This is a genomic window from Herbiconiux sp. 320_LB, from assembly GCF_059691755.1.
Window position 1 is genome coordinate 218,103 of the sequence record NZ_JCAWAD010000001.1, and the last position, 26,547, is coordinate 244,649.

The following is a 26,547-nucleotide window of genomic DNA, read 5'->3' on the forward strand; positions in this document are numbered from 1 at the left end:
CGAAAGTGCCCGCTCATGCCTCCGAAGAGACTCGTCATCCGCCTCGTCGGCGCCGGTGCGGCCCTCGCCACGGCCTTCGCTCTGTCCGGCTGCTCCACGATCATGCCGTTGTTCGGCATCCAGCCGACCCCCGGCGTCGCCAACTCCTCGACCACCACGACCACGACCGACGAGTCGGCCACGGCGACGGATGCGGGGCTCCAGTTCGCGTCCGTCTTCACCGACATGGGCTCCGTGCACCCCACGGTCGACATCGCGAACAAGCTCCAGCTGAAGCTCGACGTCTGGACCGAGCAGAAGACGCACGACTGGACCCCGATGGCCGACAAGCGGTTCTCGTTCGTCATCGGCGTCTATGACAACACCGTGCCGGCCGAAGCCCCCTTCGACCAGAAGCGGCGCGTGTACATGTCCAACATCTCGGTCACGGCCAAGACCACCACCACCTCCGGCGCGGTTCAGACGGCGTACTCGCTGAACACCGACCCGCTGAAGGTGACCCTCGACCCCGAGGCCCTGCGATCCGATCAGGGCCTCGGTCTCCTCATCACCTCGCCCAAGGGCGGGTTCCAGCTGGAGTCGCAGCAGATCGGCGTGCTGAGCGACGACACCCAGGGCGTGATGCTCGACTTCGCGTTCCAGGTGTCGTACGAGAACAGCCCGCTCTCGAACACGTACACGACCCAGGTCGTGCACCAGTACGTGCCGATCGCCATCTTCTCCGAAGCCGTCGCCGCCGCGAGCACCCCGACTCCGACGGCGACCCCCACCCCCATTCCGGTGGGATAGCAGCACAGCAGCCGCACCGCGGGCCTCGTCCTCCGCACCAGAGGACGGGGCCCGTCGGCTGTATCGGTACCGGTGGTGGGACTCGAACCCACACGCCCTCACGGACAGCGCATTTTGAGTGCGCCGCGTCTGCCATTCCGCCACACCGGCCTGCTACGAGCGAGGTCCAGAATACCGTAGGGTTGAATCGTGACTGACCAAGAACCAACGACAGCAGCGCCCCGCCGTGTAGTGGTGGCGGAGGACGAGTCCCTGATCCGCCTCGACATCGTCGAGATCCTGCGCGACAACGGGTTCGACGTCGTGGGTGAGGCCGGAGACGGCGAGACCGCAGTCGCCCTCGCGACCGAACTGCGCCCCGACCTCGTGATCATGGACGTCAAGATGCCCCAGCTCGACGGGATCTCCGCGGCCGAGCGTCTCTCGAAGGACCACATCGCCCCGGTCGTGCTGCTCACCGCCTTCAGCCAGAAGGAGCTCGTGGAGCGGGCCACCGAGGCCGGCGCCCTCGCCTACGTCGTGAAGCCCTTCACCCCGAACGACCTGCTGCCCGCGATCGAGATCGCCCTCTCGCGCTATGCCCAGATCATCACGCTCGAGACCGAGGTCGCCGACCTGGTCGAGCGCTTCGAGACCCGCAAGCTCGTCGACCGCGCCAAGGGCCTGCTCAACGAGAAGATGGGCCTGACCGAGCCCGAGGCCTTCCGCTGGATCCAGAAGGCGTCGATGGACCGTCGGCTCACGATGCACGACGTCGCGCAGGCGATCATCGAGCAGCTCAGCCCGAAGAAGTAGCACCCGCAGGGGAGCCCTTCGCGACCGCTCCGGTCGCGGCTACTTCTCCTCGAAGACCTGGCCCGGCCGTCGGTCCTTGATGATGTTCGTGATGCGGACCGTCGAGAGCCGGCGGCCGTTCTCGTCGTCGATCTCGATCTGGTGCGTGGCGAGGCTCCGCCCGAGGTGGATGGCCGTGCAGGTGCCGGTCACCCAGCCCTCCGTGGCCGAGCCCGAGTGGCTGGCGTTGATCTCGATGCCCATGGCGACCTTGCCGGGGCCCGCGTGCAGGTTGGCGGCGGTCGAGCCGAGGCTCTCCGCGAGCACGACGTAGGCGCCGCCGTGCACGAGGCCGAGGGGCTGCGTGTTGCCTTCGACCGGCATCCGCGCGACCGAGCGCGCCGGGGTGAGCTCCAGGAACTGGATGCCCATCCGCTCGGCCAGCGCGCCGATCCCGCGGTAGCCGAAGACGGCCATCACGTCGACCGGGAGGACGTCGTCGGGGGTGGGATGCGCATCCGTCATCGTCGTGATCCTGAACTCTGAAGTGGTGTCGGAGGCCGTGTGTAGGCTTGCCGTGTGCCGGACAATCAACAGCCTACCCTCCTCGTCATCGACGGTCATTCGCTCGCATTCCGGGCCTTCTACGCCCTCCCCGTCGACAGTTTCTCGACGCGGGACGGGCAGCACACGAACGCCATCCACGGCTTCATCGCGATGCTCATCAACCTGCTGAAGGCCGAGAAGCCGACGCACCTCGCCGTGGCCTTCGACATCTCCCGGCACTCGTTCCGCACTCGGGAGTACCCCGAGTACAAGGGCACCCGCGGCGAGACCCCCGTCGAGTTCATCGGCCAGGTGCCGCTGCTGCAGGAGGCCCTGCACGCCCTCGGGATCGTGACGATCGAGAAAGAAGACTACGAGGCCGACGACATCCTGGCCACGCTCGCCGCCAAGGGGGTCGAGGAGGGGTACCGCGTGCTCGTCGTCTCGGGCGACCGCGACGCCATCCAGCTCGTCAACGACAAGGTCACGCTCCTCTACCCGTCGCGCCAGGGCGTGTCCGACCTCACCCGGTACGACATCGAGAAGGTGTTCGACCGGTACGGCATCCGGCCCGAGCAGTACCCCGAGGTCGCCGCGCTGGTCGGAGAGACGAGCGACAACCTCCCCGGCGTGCCGAAGGTCGGCGAGAAAACCGCCGTCAAGTGGCTCAACCAGTACGGGTCGCTCGACGCGATCCTCGAGCACCGTGACGAGATCCCCGGCGTCGTCGGCAACAACCTCCGCGAGCACGTCGAAGACGTGGTCCGCAACCGCAAGCTGAACCGGCTGCTGAACGACGTCGACCTGCCGGTCGGCCCGGCCGACCTGGAGCGCCGGCCCGCCGACGAGCAGCAGATCCGCGACGTCTTCGCGCGCCTGGAGTTCCGCACGCTGCTCGACCGGGTGCTCAAGCTCGAGGGCATCGCGGGCGACTCCGAGGTCGGCCAGGCTGCCGCGGCCGCCGCGGCGGAGAAGGCCGAGAACGCCCCCACGCCGGTCACCCTGCTCGACGAGGAGCTGGCGGGATGGCTCGCCCGCCACGGGTCGACCGGCGAGGCGATCGCCGTCCAGGTCGAGACCATCGACGGCTACCCGATCGCGATCGGCCTCGCGACCCAGCACGAGACGGTCTTCCTGCCGTGGACGACGGGCAGCCGCGACTACGCCCCGGTCGAGGAGTGGCTGGCCGGGCCCGCGCCCAAGATCTTCTTCGAGGCCAAGCGCCAGGTGAAGGCGCTACGCAACGCCGGGCTCGCCGTCGACGGCGTCTCGTTCGACCCGGTGATCGCGGCGTGGCTGCTCAAGCCGGATGCGAGCGCCGACCGCTCGCTGGCCCAGCTGGTCGATCGGCATCTGCTCGAGATCCTGCCGACGCCCGACCCGAATCAGCTCGTGCCCGACAGCGACACCGTGGTCGGGCCCGCCGAGGAGGCCTGGTACGCCTTCCGGGTGGCCCGCGCCCTGACCGCGCAGCTCGACGAGCGCACCCTGCGAGTGCTCACCGAGATCGAGATGCCGGTGCTGATGGTGCTGGCCGAGATGGAGCTCACGGGCGTCACCGTCAGCCACGACGAGCTGAGCGCGCTCTCCGCCGAGCTCGGCGACTCGGCGGCGACCATCGCGACCGAGGCGTTCGGGATCATCGGGCGCGAGGTCAACCTCGGTTCGCCCAAGCAGATCCAGGAGGTGCTCTTCGATCAGCTCGACATGCCGAAGACCCGCGCCACCAAGACCGGGTACTCCACGGATGCGGGGGCGCTGGCAGACCTGCAGGCCTCGAACCCGCACCCCTTCCTCGGGTTGCTGCTCGCGCACCGCGATGCGACGAAGCTGCGCCAGATCATCGAGAGCGTCGACAAGGCGATCGCGCCCGACAAGCGGGTGCACACGACCTACGTGCAGACCGGTTCCTCGACCGGGCGCATCTCCTCGACCGACCCGAACCTGCAGAACATCCCGGTGCGCACCGAGGAGGGCCGGCGCATCCGTCAGTCGTTCCAGGTCGGCGAGGGCTTCGAGACGCTGCTGACCGCCGACTACTCGCAGATCGAGATGCGCATCATGGCGCACCTCTCGCGCGACCAGGGCCTGATCGACGCCTTCCACTCGGGCGAAGACCTGCACCGTTTCGTCGGTTCCCGCATCTTCTCGGTCGATCCGGAAGACGTGACCTCGAACATGCGCACCAAGGTCAAGGCGATGTCGTACGGCCTGGCCTACGGGCTCAGCGCGTTCGGGCTGTCCAAGCAGCTGCGCATCGAGACGGCCGAGGCCAAGCAGCTGATGAGCGACTACTTCGAGCGCTTCGGCGGGGTGCGCGACTACCTGCGCAACGTGGTCGTGCAGGCGAAGGTCGACGGGTACACCGAGACGATCTTCGGGCGGCGTCGCCCGTTCGCGAACCTCAACAGCACCAACCGGGTGCTCCGCGATAACGACGAGCGCGCCGCGCTGAACGCGCCGATCCAGGGCACCGCGGCCGACATCATCAAGATCGCGATGATCGACATCCTCGCCGATCTGCGACGGCAGGAGCTCACCTCGAAGCTGCTGCTGCAGGTGCACGACGAGCTCGTCTTCGACGTGGCACCGGGGGAGTGGGATGCTCTGGAGGCGATCGTCACGACCCGGATGAGTCGGGCCGCCGACCTCTCGGTGCCACTCGAGGTGCAGGTCGGCCGCGGCCAGAACTGGAACGAGGCGGCCCACTGAGGCGGGGCGCGGGCTCGCGCTCGCGCCCACACCCACGCATCACTGGAAGTCGCGGGAGCGGGTCTTCGCGCTGAGCACGAGCGGCTCGAAGCGGTCGGCCACGATGTTGATCACGCCCTCCGGCGAGCGTTCGAGGATGCCGCGCACGATCAGGGCCGGCGCTTCCCGCGCGATCCGGCGGTACCGCTTCCACACCCCCACGCTGCAGATCACGTTGAGGATCCCGGTCTCGTCCTCGAGGTTCAAGAAGGTGATGCCGCTCGCGGTCGCGGGCCGCTGCCGGTGCGTCACCACCCCGCCCACCTCCACCCGGCGACCGTTCTCGGCGACGGTGAGCTCGGCGAACGACAGCGCCCCGCGCATCCGCAGTTCGTCGCGTGCGTGCGCCAGCGGGTGGTCGTCGGGCGAGACCCCGGTGGCCCAGAGGTCGTAGACGACCTGCTCCTCGGCCGAGAGCATCGGCAGCAGGGGCGGCTGCACCGAGACGAAGGTTCCGGGCAGGTACTCCGCGCGCTCCTGCGCGGCGTTGCCCGCCTCCCACAACGCCTCCCGTTTGGTCAGGCCGAACGACTGGAAGGCCCCGGCCGTGGCCAGCGCCTCCAGCTGCGGGGTGGTCAGCCCGACCCGGCGTGCCAGGTCGGCCATGTCGAGGAAGAGGCCGTTCTCCTCGCGCTCGGCGACGATCCGGCCGGCCAGGGTGGCGCCGATCGAGGTCACCTCGGCCAACCCGAGCCGCACGGCCAGCCGGCCGTCGCGCCGATGGGCGGCCGACTCGTCGGGGGCGGTCCGGTCGAAGGTCTGCGGCACCGCGGGCGGCTCGAGAAGGCAGTCGTCGCAGCCGGTCTCGGTCACCGGATGTGCGGGGTCGGCGCCCAGCAGCAGGGGTTCGAGACCGGAGTCGACCCCGGAGCGCGCGATGTCGGGCCGGCGCACCTCGACGCCGTGCCGGCGGGCATCCGCGGTGAGGGTCTGGGGTGAGTAGAACCCCATGGGCTGGGCCCGCAGCAGTGCCGCGAGGAACGCGGCGGGGTAGTGGAGCTTGAACCACGAGCTCGCGTAGACCAATAGGGCGAAGCTCGTCGAGTGGCTCTCGGCGAACCCGAAGTTCGCGAACGACTCGATCCGCCGGTAGATGTTGTCGGCCAGCTCGCCCGTGATCCCGTTGTCGGCCATCCCGGCGTAGAGCGTGTCGCGAAGCGAGGAGATCTTCTCCAACCCGCGCTTGGAGCCCATCGCCCGCCTGAGCAGATCGGCGTCCTCCGCCGAGCAGCCGCCCACGGCCATGGCCATCTGCATCAGCTGCTCCTGGAACAGCGGCACGCCGAGGGTGCGCTCGAGCACGGGCTTCAGCTTCGGGTGCATGTAGGTGATCGGTTCGGAACCGAGCTTGCGCCGGATGTACGGGTGGACGGCGCCGCCCTGGATCGGGCCGGGTCGGATCAGCGCGATCTCGACCACCAGGTCGTAGAACTTGCGAGGCTGCAGGCGCGGGAGGGTGCCCATCTGCGCCCGGCTCTCGACCTGGAACACGCCGATCGAGTCGGCCCGGCAGAGCATGTCGTAGACGCCCTGCTCTTCCTTCGGGATCGTGTCGAGGCTCCAGCGACGACCGGTCGCGGCCTCGACCAGATCCATCGTCTGGCTGAGGGCGGTCAGCATCCCGAGCCCCAGCAGGTCGAACTTCACCAGCCCCATCCAGGCGCAGTCGTCCTTGTCCCACTGCAGCACCGTGCGGTCCTCCATCCGCGCGTTCTCGATCGGGCAGACCTCACCGACCGGCCGGTCGGTGAGCACCATCCCCCCGGAGTGGATGCCCAGATGGCGGGGGAACTTCAGCACCTCGGTGGCCAAGCCGATCACCTCGGCCGGGATGTCGTGGTCGTCGCTCTCGACCATCGGGCCCCAGCGCTCGATCTGCTTCGACCAGGCGTCCTGCTGGCCGGCGCTGTGCCCGAGGGCCTTGGCCATGTCGCGCACGGCGAACTTGGGGCGGTACTGGATCACGTTCGCGACCTGGGCCGCATTACGCCGGCCGTACTTCGCGTAGACGTACTGGATGACCTCCTCCCGACGGTCGGAGTCGAAGTCGACGTCGATGTCCGGCTCCTCGTCGCGCATGCTGGAGAGGAAGCGCTCGAACGGCAGGTCGCGCGCGATCGCGTCGACCGCGGTGATGCCGAGCAGGTAGCAGACCGCCGAGTTCGCCGCCGACCCCCGGCCCTGGCAGAGGATGCCCCGGCTCTTGGCCTCGCGGACGATGTCGTAGACGATCAGGAAGTAGCCCGGGAAGTCTTTCATCTCGATGACGCCGAGCTCCTTCTCGATCCGCGCCAGATCGTCGGCCGAGGCGTTCGGGTACTTCTTCGGCACCGCCTCGAGCACGAGGGAGCGCAACCAGGTCATCGGTGTGTGGCCCTCGGGCACGGTCTGGCGGGGCAGCCGCGGCTTGGCCATCCGCAGCGGGAACGCGAGCTCGCGGGCCACCTCGACGGTGGTCGCGACCGCCCCGGGATAGCGGGCGAACCGACGGGCCATCTCGGCGCCCGAGCGCAGGTGGGCCGTCGGTGCGGCGGGCAGCCAGCCGTCGAGCTCGTCGAGGCTGCGCCGGGCTCGCACGGCCGCGATCGCCTGGGAGAGCCGGTGCTGACGGGGAGTCGCGTAGTGCACGTTGCCAGTGGCGACGGAGCGCAGGCCGCGGCGCTCGGCGAGGGCGGACAGCACGTCGTTGCGGGTGCTGTCGAGCGGATCGCCCCGGTCGGTCAGCTCGACGAGCACGTTGTCGCCGCCGAACAGGGCGACGAGCCGATCGATCTCGTGCAGCGCACCCTCGGCCCCCTCGACCTCGAGCGCCTGCCTGACCTGGCCCTTGCGGCAACCGGTCAGCACCATCAGCTCGCCCTGGGCCTCGGCGGCCAGCTGCTCGAGGTCGTAGAGCGGCCGACCCTTCTCGGCCTGGGGGGCGAGCTGGGCCGAGGTGATGGCGCCGGCCAGGCGGTGGTAGCCCTCCTTGCGACGGGCGAGCAGGAGCAGGTGGGAGCCCTCCGGATCGGGCACCCCGTTCTGCGGCTTGCTGAGGTCGAGCGACAGCTCGGCGCCGAAGATCGTGCCGACCTCGTGCTTCTCGGCGGCCTCGGCGAACCGCACCACGCCGTAGAAGCCGTCGTGATCGGTGAGGGCCAGCGCCTCCAGCCGGAGTCGCGCGGCCTCCTCGATCAACGACTCGGGGGAGGACGCCCCGTCGAGGAAGCTGAAGTTGGAGTGCGCGTGCAGCTCGGCGTAGGGCACGACCGGTCCGGTCTCGGCTGGCTCGGCCGGGCCTTCGGGGGCGTAGGGCGCGCGCTTGGCCGATTCGGTGACCCCGTCGCCGGGCGGCGGGCCCGGCCGGGTGCGCCCGGACAGCGCCTGCTCGAGCTCGGACCAGGGGATCGGCGGGTTGTTCCAGCCCATCAGCGATCACACCCCGTCGTGCCGCGGGCGTGGGGGCGGGCGTGGGGGCGCGGTGGGATGCGCGACTCAGTCATAGCGGGCCTCCGCCCACCACAGGCCTCGATCGAGCGCGAGCAACCAGGCGGTGCCGTCGGCGTCGACGATCTGCACGCGGTCGAGCCGGCGGGCCGACCGTGCATCCCACCAGCGTTCCTCGGTCGGCCAGGGCCCGGCCCAGGCGAGCAGGGTGCGCAGATCGCGATCGGACAGCGTCTCGGAGAACCGGACGGGCTCACCCAGGAGATCGCCCCGCTCGCCGACGTCGACGAGGTCGCCGCCCGCGGTCACGAGCAGCACCGGCCGGCGGATCTCGAACACCGTCGTCGGCAGCGGCGGCGGCAGGCTCCCGGGCCACGGGGCCGTCGCCGAGCCGGCTGAGGCACCAGCAGCCGCTTTTCCTCTGGTCGCCCCCTTCGCCGCGGCCGCCCCCCTGGCCGTCGTCGCCGTGCCCGGGGCGACCCCCGAGGCCCTCGCCGCGCCCGGGGCCACGCCGGCGGCCCTCGCCGCGCCCGAGGCCACCCCGGCCGCCCTTGCTGCAGACGTCCTCTTCGCCCCGCTCGCCGTCCTGGCCGAGGCGGTCGAGGCTCCAGCCGAGGCCACCGTCGCAGCCGACGCCGTCAGGGCCCCAGCCGAGGCCGCCGACGCCGCCGCAGCCGACGCCGCCGTGGCCCCAGCCGCCGCCGGCGCCCGATCGCCCCACGGCACCAGCACCTGCCGCTCGCGCGGAGAGCGCCCACCGCCGATGGAGGCGGTCAGCACCCCCTCGTGACCGACGATGCTCTGCACCCGGGCGAGCCCGTGGTGGATCCGCTCGTCCGATCCGCTGCCCCACAGCCCCGTCTCGTGGGCCGAACTGTCGTCCACCGTCTCGGCGATCAGCCGCACCCGCTCCACCGGGGCCGAGAGCGCGCTCTCGATCGTGCTGCCACCCTGGAGCTGCCAGCGCACGCGGTCGACCACGTCGGTCGAGCTGAACCAGCGCGGATGCAGCCAGCTGCGTTCCCGCACCTCGCCCCGTTCGGTGCGGATCTCCACGATCAGCTCGGTGCAGACCAGCCGGGCCGCCATCAGTTCGTCCACGAACCGGTCGGCCGCGGCCCTGAGGCTGAACACGATCTGGTCGATGCGCTCCAGCGGCGGCTCGAAGGCGTTGAGACTCTCCTTGACCTGCGGCGGGATGCGCGGCACGACCCGCTGCGGGTCGGCACCGCGCGCCCGGGTGTGTGCTCGCGCGCCCGCCTCGCCGAACCGTGAACGCACGTCCTCCTCGGGCAGTGCCGCGAAGTCGCCGAGGGTGCGGATGCCCAGCCGCCACAGCAGCAGGGCGAGTTCCTCCTCCTGCAGCAGCTCGAGGGGAAGGCCGGAGAGGAACTCGGCCGATCGCTCCTCCGGCACGATGCGGATGAGGTCCCGTCCGGGCAGCCGGGCCGCCTGGTCGGCCGCGAACAGGCCGTCGGCGACCCCGACCCGTGCATCCGTCACCCCGAGCTCGGCGAAGCGCTCGAGGAACGCCAGCGCCGCGGCGTGCTCGTCGCCGTAGAAGCGCGCGGGGCCTCTGGCCCGGAGGGCGCAACTGCCGGCGCGCATGACCTGCACGTTCGGGCTCATCTCCTCCAGGGCGGAGATGAGCGGCTCGAAGGCCCGGTTGACCTGCACCGGATCGTGCTCGAAGTCCTTCAGCTGCGGGCAGCGCGCCTGGGCCTCGCGGATCCGCAACCCCCGGCGCACCCCGGCGGACCGCGCGGTCTCGGAGCAGGCGTAGACGATCCCCTTCTCGATCACCGCGATCGGCGCATCCGGCGACACCCCTTCGGCGGCCGCCGTGGCCAGCACCGGCCAGTCGGGGCACCACACCACCATGGTGCGGGTGGCCGGGCCCCGGGCGCCCGCCCCGGTCATCCCGCCACTCCGCATCCCGCCACTCCGCATCCTGCCGCCGCTCATCCCGCGACCCCCTGGAGGAGTCGCGACCGAGCGCCGGACCGATGGGTGCGGCGCGCGTCGATCGTCTCGTCGACCCCGGCGCCGGCGACGGCCCCGCCCCCCGCAGCCGCACCCGCACCCGCACCCGCACCGGCGCCGGCCACCGCACCCGCACCCGCGAGCTCGACCACGGGCCGGAACGCCTCCGACCCGTCCGGCAACCACAGCCGCCCCCGCCGCGGCCGCCCCGAACCCGCCCGCGCCGTGACCGACACGGTCGCCTGCCGCCCGGCGAGGTAGCCGTGGCCCGAGCCGATGCCGGCCCACGAACTCTCGGTCACCCGCAGCGTCGCCTCGCTCTGCGGCCAGTCGCCCAGCACGATCAAGGTCGCGTCACGCTGCCGGATGCGCGCCTGCAGCCGGGCGACCGCCCCGTCGGAGACCCGGCCGGGCACCCGGGTGACCACGACCCCCACCACGTCGGCCATCGCCGCCGTGACGCTCAACCACTCCTCGCCCGGATGCGGGACCAGAGCGAGCCGGTCGAGATCGATGCCGAACCGCGAGGCCGCCTCGATGCCGAAATCGGGCAGGCCGACCACGCCGCACCACACGCCGTCGGCCGACGGCCCGGCCATCATCGCCATCAGCAGCGCGGTCGAGCTCTCGACCGAGTACGCCGACCCGGCCCGCAGGCTCCCGCCCGGCAGAAGGGGGGCGAGCGCCGGATGCGTACGGATCGCCCGCGTGTCGAGTTTGGTGGCCTGCATGGCCTGGATGCGGGACTGCAGCGCACGGATCTCCTCCGCCGCGGAGGCGGCGGGGGAGAGGCTGAGAGCGGCATCCGTCATGCCCTCATATTCGAACACATGTTCGAATATGTCAACCGGGCCGAACGCTCCGTGGGCGATGTCGGAGCCGTGCCCTAGGGTCGAAGAATGAGCGTAATCCCACCCGCTGACAGCCCCCGCACTCCGACGCCGATCGACCTCGTCGCCGAGCGCTGGGTCGACACCCTGGTCGAGCTCGAACCGGTGATCGGCACCTACATCGGCCGCACCGAGGTGGGCGGCCGATTCGGCGACCTCTCGCCCGAGGGGCACGAGCGCTACACCGCCGCGGTCTCCGCCGTGCTGGCCGAGCTCGCCGCCACCGAACCCCTCGACGAGGTCGACGAGGTCACCAGAACCGATCTCACGAACGAGCTCGACCTCACCCTCGCGAGCGCCGAGGCCCGGCTGCACCTGCGCGATCTCAACGTGATCGACTCGCCCAGCCAGCACATCCGCGAGGTCTTCGATCTCATGCCCACGGCGACCGTCGGCGACTGGGAGACGGTGGCGACGCGCCTCGGTGCGGTGCAGGAGGCCCTCGACGGCTACATCCTCACCCTCCGGGAGGGCATCAGGGAGGGAGTCACCCCGGCTCGCCGTCAGGTCGAGGAGGTGCTGGAGCAGGCCCGCAAGAACGCCGGTCCGGAGAGCTTCTTCGCCGAGTTCGCCGCCGGCGCCGCCACCACCGGCGAGGGTGGCGAGACCGGAGACCTGCCCTCCTCCGTTCGCCGGGAGCTCGAGCGGGGCGCCGCCGAGGCCGCGGAGGCCTACTCGCGCTTCGCCCGCTTCCTCACCGACGAACTGGCCCCCGCGGCCACCGAGGAGGATGCGGTGGGCCGCGAGATCTACGCCCTCCAGTCGCGCCGCTTCCTCGGCGCCACGATCGACCTCGACGAGACCTATGAATGGGGCATCGACGAACTGAGCCGCATGGTGAGGGAGCAGGAGACGATCGCCGAGGAGATCCTGCCCGGGGCCACGGTCGAGGAGGCCATCGCCTTCCTCGACGGCGACCCGGCCCGCAAGCTGCACGGCACCGACGCCCTGAAGGCCTGGATGCAGGAGACCAGCGACCGCGCGATCGCCGAGCTCGGGGCCACCCACTTCGACATCCCCGACGAGATCCGGGCGCTGGAGTGCATGATCGCCCCCACCCACGAGGGCGGCATCTACTACACCGGCCCCACCGACGACTTCTCGCGCCCGGGCCGCATGTGGTGGTCGGTGCCCGACGGGGTGACCGAGTTCGACACCTGGCGCGAGCTCACGACGGTGTACCACGAGGGCGTCCCCGGTCACCACCTGCAGATCGGGCAGGCCGTCTACAACCGCGGCACGCTCAACACCTGGCGTCGCCAGCTCGCCGGCACGAGCGGCCACGCCGAGGGCTGGGCCCTGTACGCCGAACGGCTGATGGAGGAGCTGGGCTACCTCGACGACCCCGCCGACCGGCTCGGCATGCTCGACGGGCAGCGGATGCGCGCGGCCCGGGTCGTGCTCGACATCGGCGTGCACCTGAAGAAGCCCCGCCTCGACGGCCAGGGGGTGTGGGATGCGGACTACGCGCTCGAATTCATGCGCCGCAACGTGAACATGGACGACGCGTTCATCCGTTTCGAGGTCAACCGCTACCTCGGCTGGCCCGGCCAGGCGCCGTCCTACAAGGTCGGGCAGCGGATCTGGGAGGAGATCCGCGACACCCTGCGCGATCGCGAGCAGCAGGCGTTCTCGTCGAAGGAGTTCCACCGCCGCGCGCTCGACCTCGGCGGCGTCGGGCTCGACACCCTCCGGGCGGTGATGCTCGGGTGAGGCAGCCAATTACTCGACAAATGGTCATATTCTTGTCAAGTGGTCCGATCGACTGACTTTCTTCGCGGTCCAGTGCATGTGACCTGCCCGCGGTGCGAGCATGCCGTCACGGTCCCGGATATCACGCGTGCTCACTACACGTGCCAGTTCTGCACGCACTCCCGCCGCGCTGATCATTCTGACGACTGGTGGTGTGCCGAACACCGGCAATGGGAGCGATCTCTAATCAACGCCGAACCCGATCGTCGGATCCGAGCTCATCTCCGATTCGCGTGCAGCACCTGTGGGATACGTAAAGAGCGCGTCGAGGTGCGACGTCGAGACACGATACAGAGAACCGGGGATGGCACCTGCCTCTGCCTCAATGAACGGCGCCTCATCGCAGCCCACTGGATGGATGTGAGCGACCCGGCGACCGACAACTCCCGCGACCCGGTGCTCGGTCTGCGCTACTGGCTCGCAACGCCCGTAGGCGGGCATGTGCTCTGGGCCGCTAACACCTCCCACCTCGACTATCTCCACGACGTCATCACTCACAGCGCCTCTCGTGCTCCCACGGGCCTGGTGTCCAGACTGCCGGAGTGGATGCTGAGCCGGAGGCGTCGCTCCGACGTGCTGCGGGGCTTGGAACGCCTGAGTCGACTGGCGGAGGAGTCACTCTGAGAAAGCATGTCTCTCTCCGGTAGCCTCGAGACGATGGTTCATTCAGCACGCTCCCCGTACGAGCTGACCGCCGGGTCGGCCCTCGACGACCTGCATCCGTCACTGCGGCGGTACGTCAGCGCCGTCCCGGCGGGGCACCGGGGCTACGGCTCGGGCGTCTTCGAGGTGGCGGGCACACCCCGACGGTGGTTGAGACCCCTCATCGCCCTCGTCTCGCCGTGGACGGGGTTGTTCCCCGACTGGGAGACGAACGTCCCCTTCACCGTGGTCAACGCCCCGCTCACCGACCGCGAGGGCCGCACGGCCGTGATCGCGGTGCGGCGGTTCCACTTCTCCCGCGGGGTCCGCACCATGGTCGACGCGATCACCGCCGAGAACCCCGGCCGCGACGGGCTCACCGATCACCTGGGGATCGACCGTCGTTTCCGCATCCGCCTCCGGAGCACGGTCATCCGGGGAGAGTTCCACCTCGACTCCACCGCCGTCGAGGTCCGGGTGGGCCGCCAGCACTTCCGACTGCCGCAAGCGCTCGCGCCCCGGCTCGCCCTGGTCGAGCGCTTCGACGACGCGGCCCGTGGGGGAGAGGGCGCCCAGCGCGTCACGGTCACCCTCACCGCGCCCGTGCTCGGCCTGCTCTACCAGTACACCGGCACCTTCTCCTATGAGGTGCGGCCCGAGGCCACGGAGGAGCCGGGAGCCGAGACAGCAGACACCGCAGGCACACCGGGAGCGACCGGCGCGACCGGCCAGACCCGCCCCACCGGCACCCCAGACACTCCCGGCACCCCCGCCGACCCGACGTCGACCAGGCCGGCCGAGTGACCGCGGGCTCGCGCGAGCGCATCGTCCTGGCCGGCGCCAGCGGTTTCATCGGCACCCGTATCGCGGAGTCCTTCCGAGCCGAGGGCGCCGAGGTCCTGTTGATCGGGCGCTCCGGGCCGGATGCGCGGTGGGGCGACACCGACGCCATCACCGCACTGGTCGACGGCGCCGTCCTCCTGGTCAATCTCGCCGGCAAGAGCGTGAACTGCCGGTACACGCCGGAGAACCGCGCCGAGATCTTCCGGTCACGGGTCGACACCACCCGCGAGCTGCACGCCGCCGTCTCCCGCGCGGCGAACCCGCCGCCGCTCTGGCTCAACTCCTCGACCGCGACGATCTACCGCCACGCCGACGACCGGCCGATGACGGAGTCGACCGGCGAGCTCGGCGAGGGCTTCTCGGTGAACGTCGCCACCACGTGGGAGGAGGAGTTCTTCCACGGCGACCTGCCCGGCACCCGCCGGGTGGCGCTCCGAATGGCGATCGTGCTGGGCGACGGCAGCGCCCTGGCGCCGATCCGCGCCCTCGCCCGGGCGGGCCTCGGCGGCCCGCAGTTCGACGGGCGCTGGCCGGCGAACCGCGCCCGCCTGGCCGCCGGCACCTACCACCGCTACCGACCCGGCTCCCGCGGAGGGCGGCAGCACTTCAGCTGGGTTCACCTGGACGACGTGGTCGGCGCCATCCGCTTCCTCCGTGAGCATCCCGAGCTCGACGGGCCCGTCAACGTCTCGGCTCCGGCACCCACCGACAACCGCACCTTCATGGCATCGGTACGCCGGGCAGTCGGGGCGAGGGCCGGCCTGCCGACGTGGCGCTGGATGCTCGAGGTCGGCTCCGCCCTCATCCGCACCGAGACCGAGCTGGTGCTGAAGAGCCGGTGGGTGCTGCCCGAGCGGCTCGAGGCGGCCGGCTTCGAGTTCCGCTTCCGCGACCACGAGTCCGCCCTGGCCGACATCATCGTCCCCCGCTCCGCTCGGCCCCGATCCACGTTCGAGGAATGCTGAGAACGGTCTCGACGTTGATATGAACAGGGCTGAAAGCACGGCTTGCCGTGCGCCCGGAGCGCTAGCTAGACTAGAGCGTCACTCTTGTGACTTCCATCCGCCTGCCAGTCGCGGAAAACACACGAATGCACCACCCGCGACCGGCCCGAACTATGTCCACAACGGAGCAACCACTACATGACAATCGCAACGACCGAAAAGGCAACCAAGCAGGTCGCCATCAATGACATCGGATCTGCTGAAGACTTCCTCGCCGCGGTCGAAAAGACTCTGAAATTCTTCAACGACGGAGACCTCATCGAGGGTGTCGTCGTGAAGATCGACCGCGACGAGGTCCTCCTCGACGTCGGTTACAAGACGGAGGGCGTCATCCCTTCGCGTGAACTTTCCATCAAGCACGATGTCGACCCCACCGAGGTCGTCCAGGTCGGCGACAGCGTCGAGGCTCTCGTTCTCCAGAAGGAGGACAAGGAAGGCCGCCTCATCCTGTCGAAGAAGCGCGCTCAGTACGAGCGTGCGTGGGGCGACGTCGAGAAGATCAAGGATGCCGACGGCGTCGTGACCGGTTCGGTCATCGAGGTCGTCAAGGGCGGCCTGATCGTCGACATCGGACTCCGTGGCTTCCTCCCGGCTTCGCTGATCGAGCTCCGCCGCGTCCGCGACCTGACCCCGTACCTGGGCCAGGAGATCGAGGCCAAGATCCTCGAGCTCGACAAGAACCGCAACAACGTGGTCCTGTCGCGTCGCGCGCTGCTGGAGCAGACCCAGTCCGAGAGCCGCACCACCTTCCTCAACAACCTCCAGAAGGGGCAGGTCCGCAAGGGCGTCGTCTCGTCGATCGTCAACTTCGGTGCGTTCGTCGACCTGGGCGGCGTCGACGGTCTGGTCCACGTCTCCGAGCTCTCCTGGAAGCACATCGAGCACGCCTCCGAGGTCGTCGAGGTGGGCCAGGAGGTCACCGTCGAGATCCTCGAGGTCGACCTCGACCGCGAGCGCGTGTCGCTCTCGCTCAAGGCCACCCAGGAAGACCCGTGGCAGGTGTTCGCCCGTACCCACGCCATCGGCCAGGTCGCGCCTGGAAAGGTCACCAAGCTGGTGCCGTTCGGTGCGTTCGTCCGCGTCGCCGAGGGCATCGAGGGTCTGGTGCACATCTCCGAGCTCTCCGGCAAGCACGTCGAGCTCGCCGAGCAGGTCGTGTCGGTCGGCGACGAGGTCTTCGTCAAGGTCATCGACATCGACCTCGAGCGTCGCCGCATCAGCCTCTCGCTGAAGCAGGCGAACGAGGGCGTCGACCCCGAGGGCACCGAGTTCGACCCGGCGCTCTACGGCATGCTCACCGAGTACGACGACCAGGGCAACTACAAGTTCCCCGAGGGCTTCGACCCGGAGACGAACGAGTGGAAGGAAGGCTTCGACACCCAGCGCGAGGCTTGGGAGCAGCAGTACGCCGAGGCTCAGGCCCGGTGGGAGGCTCACAAGAAGCAGGTCGCCACGTCGAACGCCGACGCCGCCGCCAGCGACATCCCCGCGGGTTCGTCCTCGTTCTCGAGCGAGTCGGCCGGCGCGGGTACCCTCGCCGACGACGAGACCCTCGCCGCACTGCGCGAGAAGCTCAGCTCGAACAACTAGTCGTTCTGCAGCACAGCACCACAGGAAGGCCGTCCCGCAGGGGGCGGCCTTCCGCCATTCCCGGCGCCATTACCAGGGCCCGACTCCGAGCATCGGCCACCGCTAGCATGGGCACGTGTTCGTCATCGCAGTGACCGGCGGAATCGGTGCCGGCAAGTCCACCGTCGCCGGCCGTCTCCGCGAGCTCGGAGCCGTCGTCGCCGACGCCGACAAGCTCGCCCGCGAGGCGGTCGAACCCGGCACCCCCGGCCTCGCCGCGATCGCCGAGCGGTTCGGCCCGACCGTCATCGCCGCCGACGGCACCCTCGACCGGGCCGCGCTCGGAGCCATCGTCTTCGCCGACGAGGAGGCGCGGCGCGATCTGAACGCGATCACGCATCCGGCCGTGCACGACTTGACGGTGCAGCGCATCCGCGAGGCCGGCGAGGCGGATGCGCACGCGGTCTTCGTCTACGACGTGCCGCTGCTGGTCGAGTCGGGAGGGCGCCGCGGCGGCCTGTTCGAGTACGTGATCGCGGTCGAGGCCCCCGAGGCGCAGCGGCTCGAACGGCTGATGACCCTGCGCGGCATGTCCCGTGAGGAGGCCGAGCGGCGCATCGCCTCCCAGGCCAGCGACGAGGAGCGCCGCGCTCTGGCCGACGTCGTCGTCGACTCCAGCGGGACCGTGGCGGAGACCCTCGCCCAGGTCGACGCGATCTGGCCCACCCTCGTCGACCGCGCGATCGCCTCCCGATGACCGGCATCGACCTCAACGCCGACCTCGGCGAGTCCTACGGAGCCTGGACCCTCGGCGACGACCGCGCCCTGCTCGAGATCGTGACCAGCGCCAACGTGGCCTGCGGTTTCCACGCGGGCGACCCCAGCATCCTGCTGCAGACCGCACGCCTGGCCGCGTCGCGCGGTGTGGCCGTCGGTGCCCAGGTCTCCTACCCCGATCTCCGCGGCTTCGGCCGTCGCGACCTCGACCTGCCCCTGGACGACCTGATGGCCGACGTGGTCTACCAGCTCGGCGCCCTGCAGGGCATCGCGACCGCCGCGGGCACCCGGGTGCGCTACGTCAAGCCGCACGGAGCCCTCTACAACCGGATCGCCCGGGACGAGGACCAGGCCTCCGCCGTGGTGGCCGCCGTCGTCGCGGTCGACCCCGGGCTCGCCCTCGTCGGGCTGCCCGACTCCGAGGTCGCCCGCATCGCCGATGCCGAGGGTCTGCGCTTCGTGCCCGAGGCCTTCGCCGACCGGGCCTACCGGCCCGACGGCTCCCTGGTGCCGCGCAGCGAGCCCGGTGCCGTGCTCCACGACCCCGGCGAGATCGCCGAGCGGATGCGGAGGCTGGCCACCGAGGGCGTCGTCACGACGATCGACGGCGGCGAGATCGCCCTCTCGGCCGAGACGATCTGCGTGCACGGCGACACGCCCGGCGCGGTCACGATCGCCCAGGCCGTGCGGGCCGCGCTCGAGGAGACCGGACTCGCGATCGCCCCGTTCGCGGGCCGCTGAGCGGGCGGTCGGAGCGTTCGGGCGGCGGGCGGCAGGTGATGCGGTCGACGGCGGGGGAGCCGGAGCCTCGGCAGGGGGTATCGGGGGAGCCGACGCCCGGTGGCCACGCGCCGAAGAGCCACGCACCGGGCAGCCCCGCGACAGACAGCCACGCGCCCGGCAGCCCCGCGCCGAGCAGCTCTCCCCTCCGCCTCCTTCCCGCGGGCGAGTCCGCGGTGCTGATCGAGCTGACGGAGGCGCACGCCGTGCTCGCGCTCTACGAAGCCCTCCGCGCCGACACTCCGCCCTGGGTCGTGGAGCTCGTACCCGCAGCCCGGACGATCCTCGTCGTCTACGACCGCCGCCGCGTGTCCCGCGCCGGGGTCGAACAGTGGATGCGCGGCGCGGCTTCGCGCCCCGGGTCACGATCCGGTTCGATTGCCGCACCCGCCACCCCGGCGCAGGCAGCGTTCGAGTCTGCACCCCGAACCGCGGCCCCAACGGCGGCAGCCCAGACCGGATCCGAAGCGATCGAGCTGCCCGTGCGCTACGACGGCCCCGACCTGCCGGAGCTCGCGGACGCGCTGGGCCTGACAGTCGAAGCCCTCATCCGGGCCCACACCGCGACGTCCTGGCAGGCCGCGTTCATCGGCTTCGCCCCCGGCTTCGCCTACCTCGCAGCCGACTCGTTCCCCTTCGACATCCCTCGCCGGGTCGTACCCCGCACCGCCGTCCCGGCCGGGTCGGTTGCCCTGGCCGCCGGCTACTGCGGGGTCTACCCCCGCGAGTCGCCGGGCGGCTGGCAGCTGATCGGCACGACCGACGCGACGCTGTGGGACCCGTCGCGATCGCAGCCGGCCCTCCTCGCCCCCGGCACCCGCGTGAGGTTCGTGCGTGTCGGCTGAGCGGCCCGGGCGCACCGCGCCGGCCCTGACGATCGTGGCCACCGGGCCGCTCGCCCTGCTGCAGGATGCCGGTCGACCGGGGTCGGCGCACCTCGGCGTCCCCGCATCCGGAGCCGCCGACCGGAGCGCCTACGAGGCAGCCAACCGGCTGGTCGGCAACCGCGCGGGAGCGGCGTGCGTCGAGACCGTGTTCGGCGGACTCGTCGTCCGGGCGCTCCGGCCCGTGTTCGCGGCGGTCACCGGCGCTCCCGTCGACGTGACCGTGAGGACGGCCGGAGGCGCGCGCACGGTCGTCCATCCGGCCGGATACTCGTTCCTGCTGGCGGCGGGTGACGAGCTCTCGCTCGGGGTGCCCGCGCACGGACTCCGGAACTACCTGGCGGTGCGCGGAGGGATCGATGCCCATTGGGTTCTCGGCTCGCGCTCGGCCGACGTGCTGAGCGGACTCGGCCCCGCCGCGCTCGCCAAGGGGACCGTGCTGTCGACCGCGGGGGAGGAGGAGGGATGGCCGGCGGCCGAGAACCTCGTCCCCGGCCCGGAGCGGTCCGAGCTCGACCCGGTCTGCCGGCTGGTCGCGACGCCGGGGCCACGATCGGACTGGTTCGGCGAGTCGGGCGTCCGCGTCTTGGAGGACTCGGTCTGGACCGTCAGTGCCGACTCGAACCGGGTCGGCGTCCGGCTCACCGCCGATCGGGGCCTCGATCGGCTCGCCCGATTCGCGGAGGTCGAACTGCCGTCCGAGGGCATGGTGGCCGGGGCGGTCCAGGTGCCCCCGAGCGGGATGCCGGTGCTGTTCCTGCGTGATCACCCGGTGACCGGGGGCTATCCGGTGATCGCGGTGCTGACCGAGGCATCCGTCGACCGGCTCGCACAGCTGCGGCCCGGGGACCCGGTCGGGATCACCCTCGCCGAGACGCGCGCCAAGCCGGTCCAGCCGGTCTAGCCGAACAGCATCGCGGCTTCCTCGTACCGGTGCTGCGGCACGGTCTTGAGCTTGCCGAGCGCGTCGCCGAAGCCCACGGTCACGATGTCGGTGCCGCGCAGCGCCACCATCTCGCCCCAGGCGCCCTCCTCGACGATGTCGGAGGCGGCCATCCCGAGCCGGGTGGCGAGCACCCGGTCGTAGGCCGTCGGCACGCCGCCGCGCTGGATGTGCCCGAGCGTCGTGGCGCGGGTCTCGATGCCGGTGAGCTCCTCGATCATCGGGGCGAGCCGCTCGCCGATGCCGCCGAGGCGGGGGCGGCCGAAGGCGTCGAGTCCGCGCTCGGAGTGGGCGTCGTCGGCGTGGTCCGGTGTGAAGCCCTCGGCCACGACGACAAGGGGCGCGCGCCCTCGGGCGGCGGCGCTCAGCACCCACTCGGCGACCTGCTCCAGGCTCGTCTTCTGCTCCGGGATGAGGATGGCGTGCGCCCCCGCGGCCATGCCCGAGTGCAGCGCGATCCAGCCCACGTGACGGCCCATCACCTCGGCGACCATGCAGCGGCTGTGCGAGTCGCCCGTCGTGCGGAGCCGGTCCATCGCCTCGGTGGCGATCTCGACCGCGGTGTCGAAGCCGAAGGTGTAGTCGGTGGCGTCGAGGTCGTTGTCGACCGTCTTGGGCACGCCGACGATCTTGAGTCCGGCATCCGTCAGCCGCTTGGCGGCGGCCAGCGTGCCTTCGCCGCCGATCGCCATGATCGCGTCGATGCCGAGGTCGTCGAGGGTCTGCTGGATGCGCTCCGGGCCGCCGTTGCCCTCGAAGGGGTTGGTGCGCGAGGTGCCGAGGATGGTGCCGCCCTGCTTGGCGATGCCGCGCACGTCGCTGCGCTCGAGCGGGCGCACGTCGCCGGCGACGACCCCGCGCCATCCGTCCTTGAACCCGACGAACTCCTGGCCGTGGATCTCCGTGCCCTTGAGCACCGCGCCGCGGATGACGGCGTTCAGACCGGGGCAGTCGCCGCCGCTGGTGAGGATTCCGATTCGCATGATGTCTGCCTCGTGATGGTGGTGGTGAGGTGAGGGACGCTCGGCATGACGCTCTGAGCGAGCACCGGCCCGGGTGTCGGTGGCTCTCCCTAAACTTATTGCATGGAACCCACTCGCTCTGTCCACCCGTTCGAGGTCGTCAGTGAATACACCCCGAGTGGCGACCAGCCCGCCGCGATCGCCGAGCTGGCGGGCCGCATCAACGCCGGTGAGACGGATGTGGTGCTGCTGGGCGCGACCGGTACCGGTAAGTCCGCCACCACCGCGTGGCTGATCGAACAGGTGCAGCGGCCCACGCTGGTGCTCGCGCACAACAAGACGCTGGCGGCCCAGCTGGCCAACGAGTTCCGCGAGCTGATGCCCAACAACGCGGTCGAGTACTTCGTGTCGTACTACGACTACTACCAGCCCGAGGCCTACGTTCCGCAGACCGACACATTCATCGAGAAAGACTCCTCGGTCAACGCCGAGGTCGAGCGGCTCCGGCACTCCACCACGAACTCGCTGCTGAGCCGGCGCGACGTGGTCGTGGTCTCCACCGTGTCCTGCATCTACGGCCTGGGCACGCCCGAGCAGTACCTCAACGCGATGATGGCGCTGCAGGTCGGCCAGCACGTCGACCGCGACTGGCTGATCCGCCGGTTCGTGTCGATGCAGTACCAGCGCAACGACGTCGACTTCTCCCGCGGCAACTTCCGGGTGCGCGGCGACACCATCGAGATCATCCCGATGTACGAAGAGCTCGCCATCCGCATCGAGATGTTCGGCGACGAGATCGAGGGGCTCTACAGCCTGCATCCGCTCACCGGCGACATCGTGAAAAAGCTCGACAGCGTCTCCGTGTTCCCCGGCTCGCACTACGTCGCCGACACCAACGTCATGCACCGGGCGATCGAGACCATCCAGACCGAGCTGCACGACCGGCTCACCGAGCTCGAGCGCGAGGGCAAGCTCCTCGAGGCCCAGCGGTTGCGGATGCGGACGACCTTCGACCTCGAGATGATGCAGCAGATCGGCTTCTGCTCCGGCATTGAGAACTACTCGCGCCACATCGACGCCCGGGCTCCCGGCGAGGCGCCGCACTGCCTGCTCGATTACTTCCCGGACGACTTCCTGGTCGTGATCGACGAGTCGCACGTCACCGTGCCGCAGATCGGCGCCATGTACGAGGGCGACTCCTCGCGCAAGCGCACCCTGGTCGACCACGGCTTCCGGCTGCCCAGCGCGCTCGACAACCGACCGTTGAAGTGGAACGAGTTCAAGGAGCGGGTCGGCCAGACCGTCTACCTCTCGGCGACCCCCGGCCGCTACGAGATGGGGATCGCCGACGGCGTGGTCGAGCAGATCATCCGCCCCACGGGCCTCATCGACCCGGCGCTGATCGTGAAGCCCTCCAAGGGCCAGATCGACGACCTGCTCGAGGAGATCCGCATCAGGGCGGCCCGCGACGAGCGCGTGCTGGTCACGACGCTGACCAAGAAGATGGCCGAAGAGCTCACCGACTTCCTCACCGAGGCCGGCGTGCGGGTGCGCTACCTGCATTCGGATGTCGACACGCTGCGACGGGTCGAGCTCCTGACCGAGCTGCGCGCGGGCGTCTACGACGTCCTGGTCGGCATCAACCTGCTGCGTGAGGGCCTCGACCTGCCCGAGGTGTCGCTGGTCGCGATCCTCGACGCCGACAAGGAGGGCTTCCTCCGCTCGTCGACCTCGCTCATCCAGACCATCGGTCGTGCCGCGCGGAACGTCTCGGGCGAGGTGCACATGTACGCCGACAAGATGACCGACTCGATGCGGCTCGCGATCGAGGAGACCGACCGTCGTCGCGAGAAGCAGGTGGCCTACAACACCCTGCACGGCATCGACCCGCAGCCGCTGCGCAAGAAGATCGCCGACATCACCGAGGCCCTGGCCCGCGAGGGCGCCGACACGGCCGACCTGCTGCGCGAGCGTTCCGGCCGGGGCAAGAAGAGCCCCACGCCGAACCTCCGCCGCGAGGGCATCGCCGCGCAGGGCGCGAACGACCTCGAGTCGATCATCGCCGACCTCAACGGCCAGATGCTCGAGGCGGCCGCCGAGCTCAAGTTCGAGCTCGCGGGCCGTCTGCGCGACGAGGTCTCCGAGCTCAAGCGCGAGCTCCGCCAGATGGAGAAGGCCGGCCACATCAGCTGATCGCCGCCGGTGACGCCCGGCTCCCGATCCCGCCCAGAGCGTAATCGGGAGCCGGTGTCGGTGGGTCGACATAGACTTTCGAGGTGTCGATTTCGAGCGTAGATTCCTTTGATTCCGTGGCCCCCGGGGTGCACGATCCGCTGAGCGCACTGCGCCATGGTTCGAGCGGAAAGCTGAGTGTCCACGGCGCCCGCGTGCACAACCTGCGCGACGTCGACATCGAGATCCCGCGCGACTCGATGGTCGTCTTCACCGGGCTCTCCGGGTCCGGCAAGTCGAGCCTCGCGTTCGACACGATCTTCGCCGAGGGGCAGCGCCGGTACGTCGAGAGCCTCAGCGCCTACGCCCGCCAGTTCCTCGGTCAGGTCGACCGGCCCGACGTCGATTTCATCGAGGGCTTGAGCCCCGCGGTGTCGATCGACCAGAAGTCGACCAACCGCAACCCGCGCTCGACGGTCGGCACGATCACCGAGATCTACGACTACATGCGTCTGCTCTGGGCGCGCATCGGCATCGCGCACTGTCCGATCTGCGGTGAGCGCATCTCGGCGCAGACCGTGCAGCAGATCGCCGACCAGCTGATGGAGCTGGAGCCGCGGGTGCGCTACCAGATCCTCAGCCCGGTCGTCTCGCAGAAGAAGGGCGAGTTCGTCGACCTCTTCAAAGAGCTCTCGGCCAGCGGCTACTCGCGCGCGATCGTCGACGGCGAGATGATCCAGCTCACCGAGCCGCCGAAGCTCAAGAAGCAGTTCAAGCACGACATCTCGGTCGTCGTCGACCGGCTCGTCGCCGGGCCCGAGATCCTCGGCCGGCTGACCGACTCGCTCGAGACCGCACTGCGGCTCACCGACGGCCTGGTGCAGATCAACTACGTCGACGAGAACGGGCCGGATGCCTGGCAGACCTTCTCCGAGAAGCTCAGCTGCCCGAACCAGCACCCGATCCAGCTGACCGAGATCGAGCCGCGCACCTTCTCCTTCAACGCCCCCTTCGGGGCCTGCCCCGAGTGCTCCGGCCTCGGTACCCGGATGTCCGTCGACCAGGACCTCCTGCTCGGCGACGAAGACCTGAGCATCAACGACGGCGTCATCATCCCCTGGACCACGCAGGGCAAGGGCCTGTTCCAGTACTACGAGAAGCTGCTCGACGGCCTCGCCCGCGACCTCTCCTTCTCGCTCGACACGCCGTGGAAGAAGTTGAAGCCCGACGTGCAGGAAGCGATCCTCCGCGGCAACAACTTCGAGGTGAAGGTGAAGTGGAAGAACCGGTACGGCCGTGAGATGAGCTACACCTCCGGCTTCGAGGGCGTCATGCCCTACATCGAGCGCCAGTTCCTCCAGGCCGAGTCCGACTCGCAGCGCCAGCGCTGGGGCGAGTACCTCCGCGAGGTGCCGTGCCCGGTGTGCGACGGCAAGCGGCTGAAGCCCGAGGTGCTCGCGGTGACCGTCAACGAGCTGAGCATCGCCGACGTCGCCGGGCTCAGCCTGAGCGACGCCCAGCAGTTCATGGGCACCCTGGTGCTCACCGAGCGCGAGTCGATGATCGCGGCCCAGGTGCTCCGCGAGATCCGGGCCCGCCTCGACTTCCTGATCGAGGTCGGTCTCAGCTACCTCGACCTGGCGCGAGCCGCCGGGTCGCTGTCCGGCGGCGAGGCCCAGCGCATCCGTCTGGCCACCCAGATCGGTTCGGGTCTCACCGGCGTGCTCTACGTGCTCGACGAGCCCTCGATCGGGCTGCACCAGCGCGACAACCGCCGGCTGATCGACACCCTCGTCAAGCTCAAGAGCCTCGGCAACACCCTGATCGTCGTCGAGCACGACGAAGACACGATCCGCACCGCCGACTGGATCGTCGACATCGGACCGGGCGCCGGCGTCAACGGCGGCCGCGTGGTGCACTCGGGCGGGTACGAGGAGCTCCTCGCGAACACGGAGTCGCTCACGGGCGACTACCTCTCGGGGCGCAAGTCGATCGAGCTCCCGAAGAAGCGTCGGTCGATCGACCGCAAGCGGATGATCACGGTCGTCGGCGCCGAGGCCAACAACCTCAAGAACGTCTCGGCCGACTTCCCGCTCGGCACCCTCACCGCCGTCACCGGGGTGAGCGGGTCGGGCAAGTCGTCCCTGGTGAACGACATCCTCTACCGGGTGCTCGCCAACCAGTTGAACGGTGCGCGGAAGCTGCCGGGCAAGCACAAGCGGGTGACCGGGCTCGAGAACCTCGACAAGGTCGTGCACGTCGACCAGAACCCGATCGGGCGCACCCCGCGCTCGAACCCGGCGACCTACACCGGGGTCTTCGACCGCATCCGTACGCTCTTCTCGGAGACCGCGGAGGCGAAGGCGCGGGGGTACCTGCCCGGCCGGTTCAGCTTCAACGTCAAGGGCGGCCGCTGCGAGGCCTGCTCGGGCGACGGCACGATCAAGATCGAGATGAACTTCCTGCCCGACGTGTACGTGGCCTGCGAGGTCTGCGGGGGAGCACGGTACAACCGCGACACCCTCAGCGTGCACTACAAGGGCAAGAACATCGCCGAGGTGCTCGACATGCCGATCTCCGAGGCCGCCGACTTCTTCGAGCCGATCTCGGCCATCCACCGCTTCCTCAAGACCCTGGTCGAGGTGGGCCTCGGGTACGTGCGACTCGGCCAGAGCGCCACGACCCTGAGCGGTGGCGAGGCGCAGCGCGTGAAGCTCGCCACCGAGCTGCAGCGCCGCTCCAACGGCCGCAGCGTCTACGTGCTCGACGAGCCGACCACCGGTCTGCACTTCGAAGACGTGCGCAAGCTGCTGCTGGTGCTGAACGGCCTGGTCGACAAGGGCAACACGGTGATCGTGATCGAGCACAACCTCGACGTGATCAAGTCGGCCGACTGGCTGATCGATCTGGGGCCGGAGGGTGGTTCCGGCGGCGGCACGATCGTCGCGACCGGCACGCCGGAGAAGCTCGCAACCGTGGAGGCCAGCCACACCGGGCACTTCCTGCGGGAGATCCTCCCGGCGCCCAAGGCGAAGCGGTAGCCCTGACGACGTGACGGGT

19 protein-coding genes and 1 tRNA gene are annotated in these 26,547 nt (G+C 70.1%); 14 read left to right on the plus strand and 6 right to left on the minus strand.

Features of this window, described 5'->3' with window-relative positions:
• Nucleotides 1-15: 15 nt before the first annotated feature.
• Nucleotides 16-789 (plus strand): hypothetical protein, encoded by a 774-nt coding sequence (locus tag AC59HU_RS01000; RefSeq protein ID WP_497221450.1) that lies wholly within the window; start codon nt 16-18, stop codon nt 787-789.
• Nucleotides 790-856: 67 nt separating this feature from the next.
• Here AC59HU_RS01000 and AC59HU_RS01005 read toward each other — a convergent pair.
• Nucleotides 857-939, minus strand: a tRNA-Leu gene (locus AC59HU_RS01005).
• A 39-nt stretch (nt 940-978) separates the two neighbouring features.
• Between AC59HU_RS01005 and AC59HU_RS01010 the strand changes: the two genes are divergently transcribed.
• On the plus strand, nt 979-1,584 hold the full coding sequence (locus AC59HU_RS01010) for an ANTAR domain-containing response regulator (RefSeq protein ID WP_066038762.1): 606 nt from the start codon (nt 979-981) through the stop codon (nt 1,582-1,584).
• Nucleotides 1,585-1,623: 39 nt separating this feature from the next.
• On the opposite strand, the gene AC59HU_RS01015 is transcribed toward AC59HU_RS01010, so the two are convergent.
• A complete protein-coding gene (locus tag AC59HU_RS01015) occupies nt 1,624-2,040 on the minus strand; it encodes a PaaI family thioesterase (protein WP_497222062.1) in 417 nt (138 codons plus the stop codon).
• A 102-nt stretch (nt 2,041-2,142) separates the two neighbouring features.
• Between AC59HU_RS01015 and polA the strand changes: the two genes are divergently transcribed.
• On the plus strand, nt 2,143-4,821 hold the full coding sequence (polA, locus tag AC59HU_RS01020; protein ID WP_497221451.1) for a DNA polymerase I: 2,679 nt from the start codon (nt 2,143-2,145) through the stop codon (nt 4,819-4,821).
• A gap of 39 nt (nt 4,822-4,860) precedes the next feature.
• On the opposite strand, the gene AC59HU_RS01025 is transcribed toward polA, so the two are convergent.
• From AC59HU_RS01025 to imuA', 3 genes are all read right to left on the minus strand, one after another.
• Nucleotides 4,861-8,268: an error-prone DNA polymerase gene (locus AC59HU_RS01025; RefSeq protein WP_497221452.1), complete on the minus strand. Its 3,408-nt coding sequence runs from the start codon at nt 8,266-8,268 to the stop codon at nt 4,861-4,863.
• 66 nt (nt 8,269-8,334) lie between these two features.
• A complete protein-coding gene (locus AC59HU_RS01030; RefSeq protein WP_497221453.1) occupies nt 8,335-10,251 on the minus strand; it encodes a DNA polymerase Y family protein in 1,917 nt (638 codons plus the stop codon).
• On the minus strand, nt 10,248-11,081 hold the full coding sequence (gene imuA' / locus AC59HU_RS01035; RefSeq protein WP_497221454.1) for a DnaE2-dependent mutagenesis accessory factor ImuA': 834 nt from the start codon (nt 11,079-11,081) through the stop codon (nt 10,248-10,250). Before imuA' ends, AC59HU_RS01030 begins: the two co-directional genes overlap by 4 nt.
• An 87-nt stretch (nt 11,082-11,168) precedes the next feature.
• On the opposite strand from imuA', the gene AC59HU_RS01040 reads away from it, so the two are divergent.
• From AC59HU_RS01040 to AC59HU_RS01080, 9 genes are all read left to right on the plus strand, one after another.
• Entirely contained in the window at nt 11,169-12,872 is a 1,704-nt protein-coding gene (locus tag AC59HU_RS01040) for a DUF885 domain-containing protein (RefSeq protein ID WP_497221455.1), read from the plus strand.
• Between the two features lie 399 nt (nt 12,873-13,271).
• Nucleotides 13,272-13,535: a hypothetical protein gene (locus tag AC59HU_RS01045; RefSeq protein ID WP_497221456.1), complete on the plus strand. Its 264-nt coding sequence runs from the start codon at nt 13,272-13,274 to the stop codon at nt 13,533-13,535.
• A gap of 33 nt (nt 13,536-13,568) precedes the next feature.
• Nucleotides 13,569-14,357, plus strand: coding sequence for a DUF4166 domain-containing protein (locus tag AC59HU_RS01050; RefSeq protein WP_497221457.1), 789 nt, complete (start codon nt 13,569-13,571; stop codon nt 14,355-14,357).
• Complete coding sequence (locus tag AC59HU_RS01055) at nt 14,354-15,361, plus strand: epimerase (protein WP_497221458.1); 1,008 nt, start codon at nt 14,354-14,356, stop codon at nt 15,359-15,361. The genes AC59HU_RS01050 and AC59HU_RS01055 overlap by 4 nt, the downstream gene beginning before the upstream one ends.
• Nucleotides 15,362-15,538: 177 nt before the next feature.
• Nucleotides 15,539-16,990, plus strand: coding sequence for a 30S ribosomal protein S1 (gene rpsA, locus AC59HU_RS01060; RefSeq protein WP_497221459.1), 1,452 nt, complete (start codon nt 15,539-15,541; stop codon nt 16,988-16,990).
• A 115-nt stretch (nt 16,991-17,105) separates the two neighbouring features.
• Nucleotides 17,106-17,726: a dephospho-CoA kinase gene (gene coaE / locus AC59HU_RS01065; RefSeq protein ID WP_497221460.1), complete on the plus strand. Its 621-nt coding sequence runs from the start codon at nt 17,106-17,108 to the stop codon at nt 17,724-17,726.
• Nucleotides 17,723-18,487 carry a LamB/YcsF family protein gene (locus AC59HU_RS01070; RefSeq protein WP_497221461.1) on the plus strand — a complete coding sequence of 255 codons (765 nt, stop codon included), beginning with the start codon at nt 17,723-17,725 and terminating at the stop codon, nt 18,485-18,487. Before coaE ends, AC59HU_RS01070 begins: the two co-directional genes overlap by 4 nt.
• 215 nt (nt 18,488-18,702) lie before the next feature.
• A complete protein-coding gene (locus tag AC59HU_RS01075) occupies nt 18,703-19,371 on the plus strand; it encodes a 5-oxoprolinase subunit B family protein (RefSeq protein WP_497221462.1) in 669 nt (222 codons plus the stop codon).
• The gene (locus AC59HU_RS01080) at nt 19,361-20,314 is read left to right on the plus strand and encodes a 5-oxoprolinase subunit C family protein (RefSeq protein ID WP_497221463.1); all 954 of its coding nucleotides are present in this window, start codon (nt 19,361-19,363) and stop codon (nt 20,312-20,314) included. The genes AC59HU_RS01075 and AC59HU_RS01080 overlap by 11 nt, the downstream gene beginning before the upstream one ends.
• Here AC59HU_RS01080 and AC59HU_RS01085 read toward each other — a convergent pair.
• Complete coding sequence (locus AC59HU_RS01085) at nt 20,311-21,336, minus strand: 6-phosphofructokinase (protein WP_497221464.1); 1,026 nt, start codon at nt 21,334-21,336, stop codon at nt 20,311-20,313. The two genes, AC59HU_RS01080 and AC59HU_RS01085, sit on opposite strands and share 4 nt — an antisense overlap.
• Before the next feature lie 102 nt (nt 21,337-21,438).
• Here AC59HU_RS01085 and uvrB point away from each other — a divergent pair, with 102 nt between their 5' ends.
• Together uvrB and uvrA are read left to right on the plus strand one after the other, a co-directional pair.
• Nucleotides 21,439-23,508, plus strand: coding sequence for an excinuclease ABC subunit UvrB (gene uvrB / locus AC59HU_RS01090; protein ID WP_497221465.1), 2,070 nt, complete (start codon nt 21,439-21,441; stop codon nt 23,506-23,508).
• 128 nt (nt 23,509-23,636) lie between these two features.
• Complete coding sequence (uvrA, locus tag AC59HU_RS01095; RefSeq protein WP_497222063.1) at nt 23,637-26,528, plus strand: excinuclease ABC subunit UvrA; 2,892 nt, start codon at nt 23,637-23,639, stop codon at nt 26,526-26,528.
• The last annotated feature ends 19 nt before the right edge of the window (nt 26,529-26,547 follow it).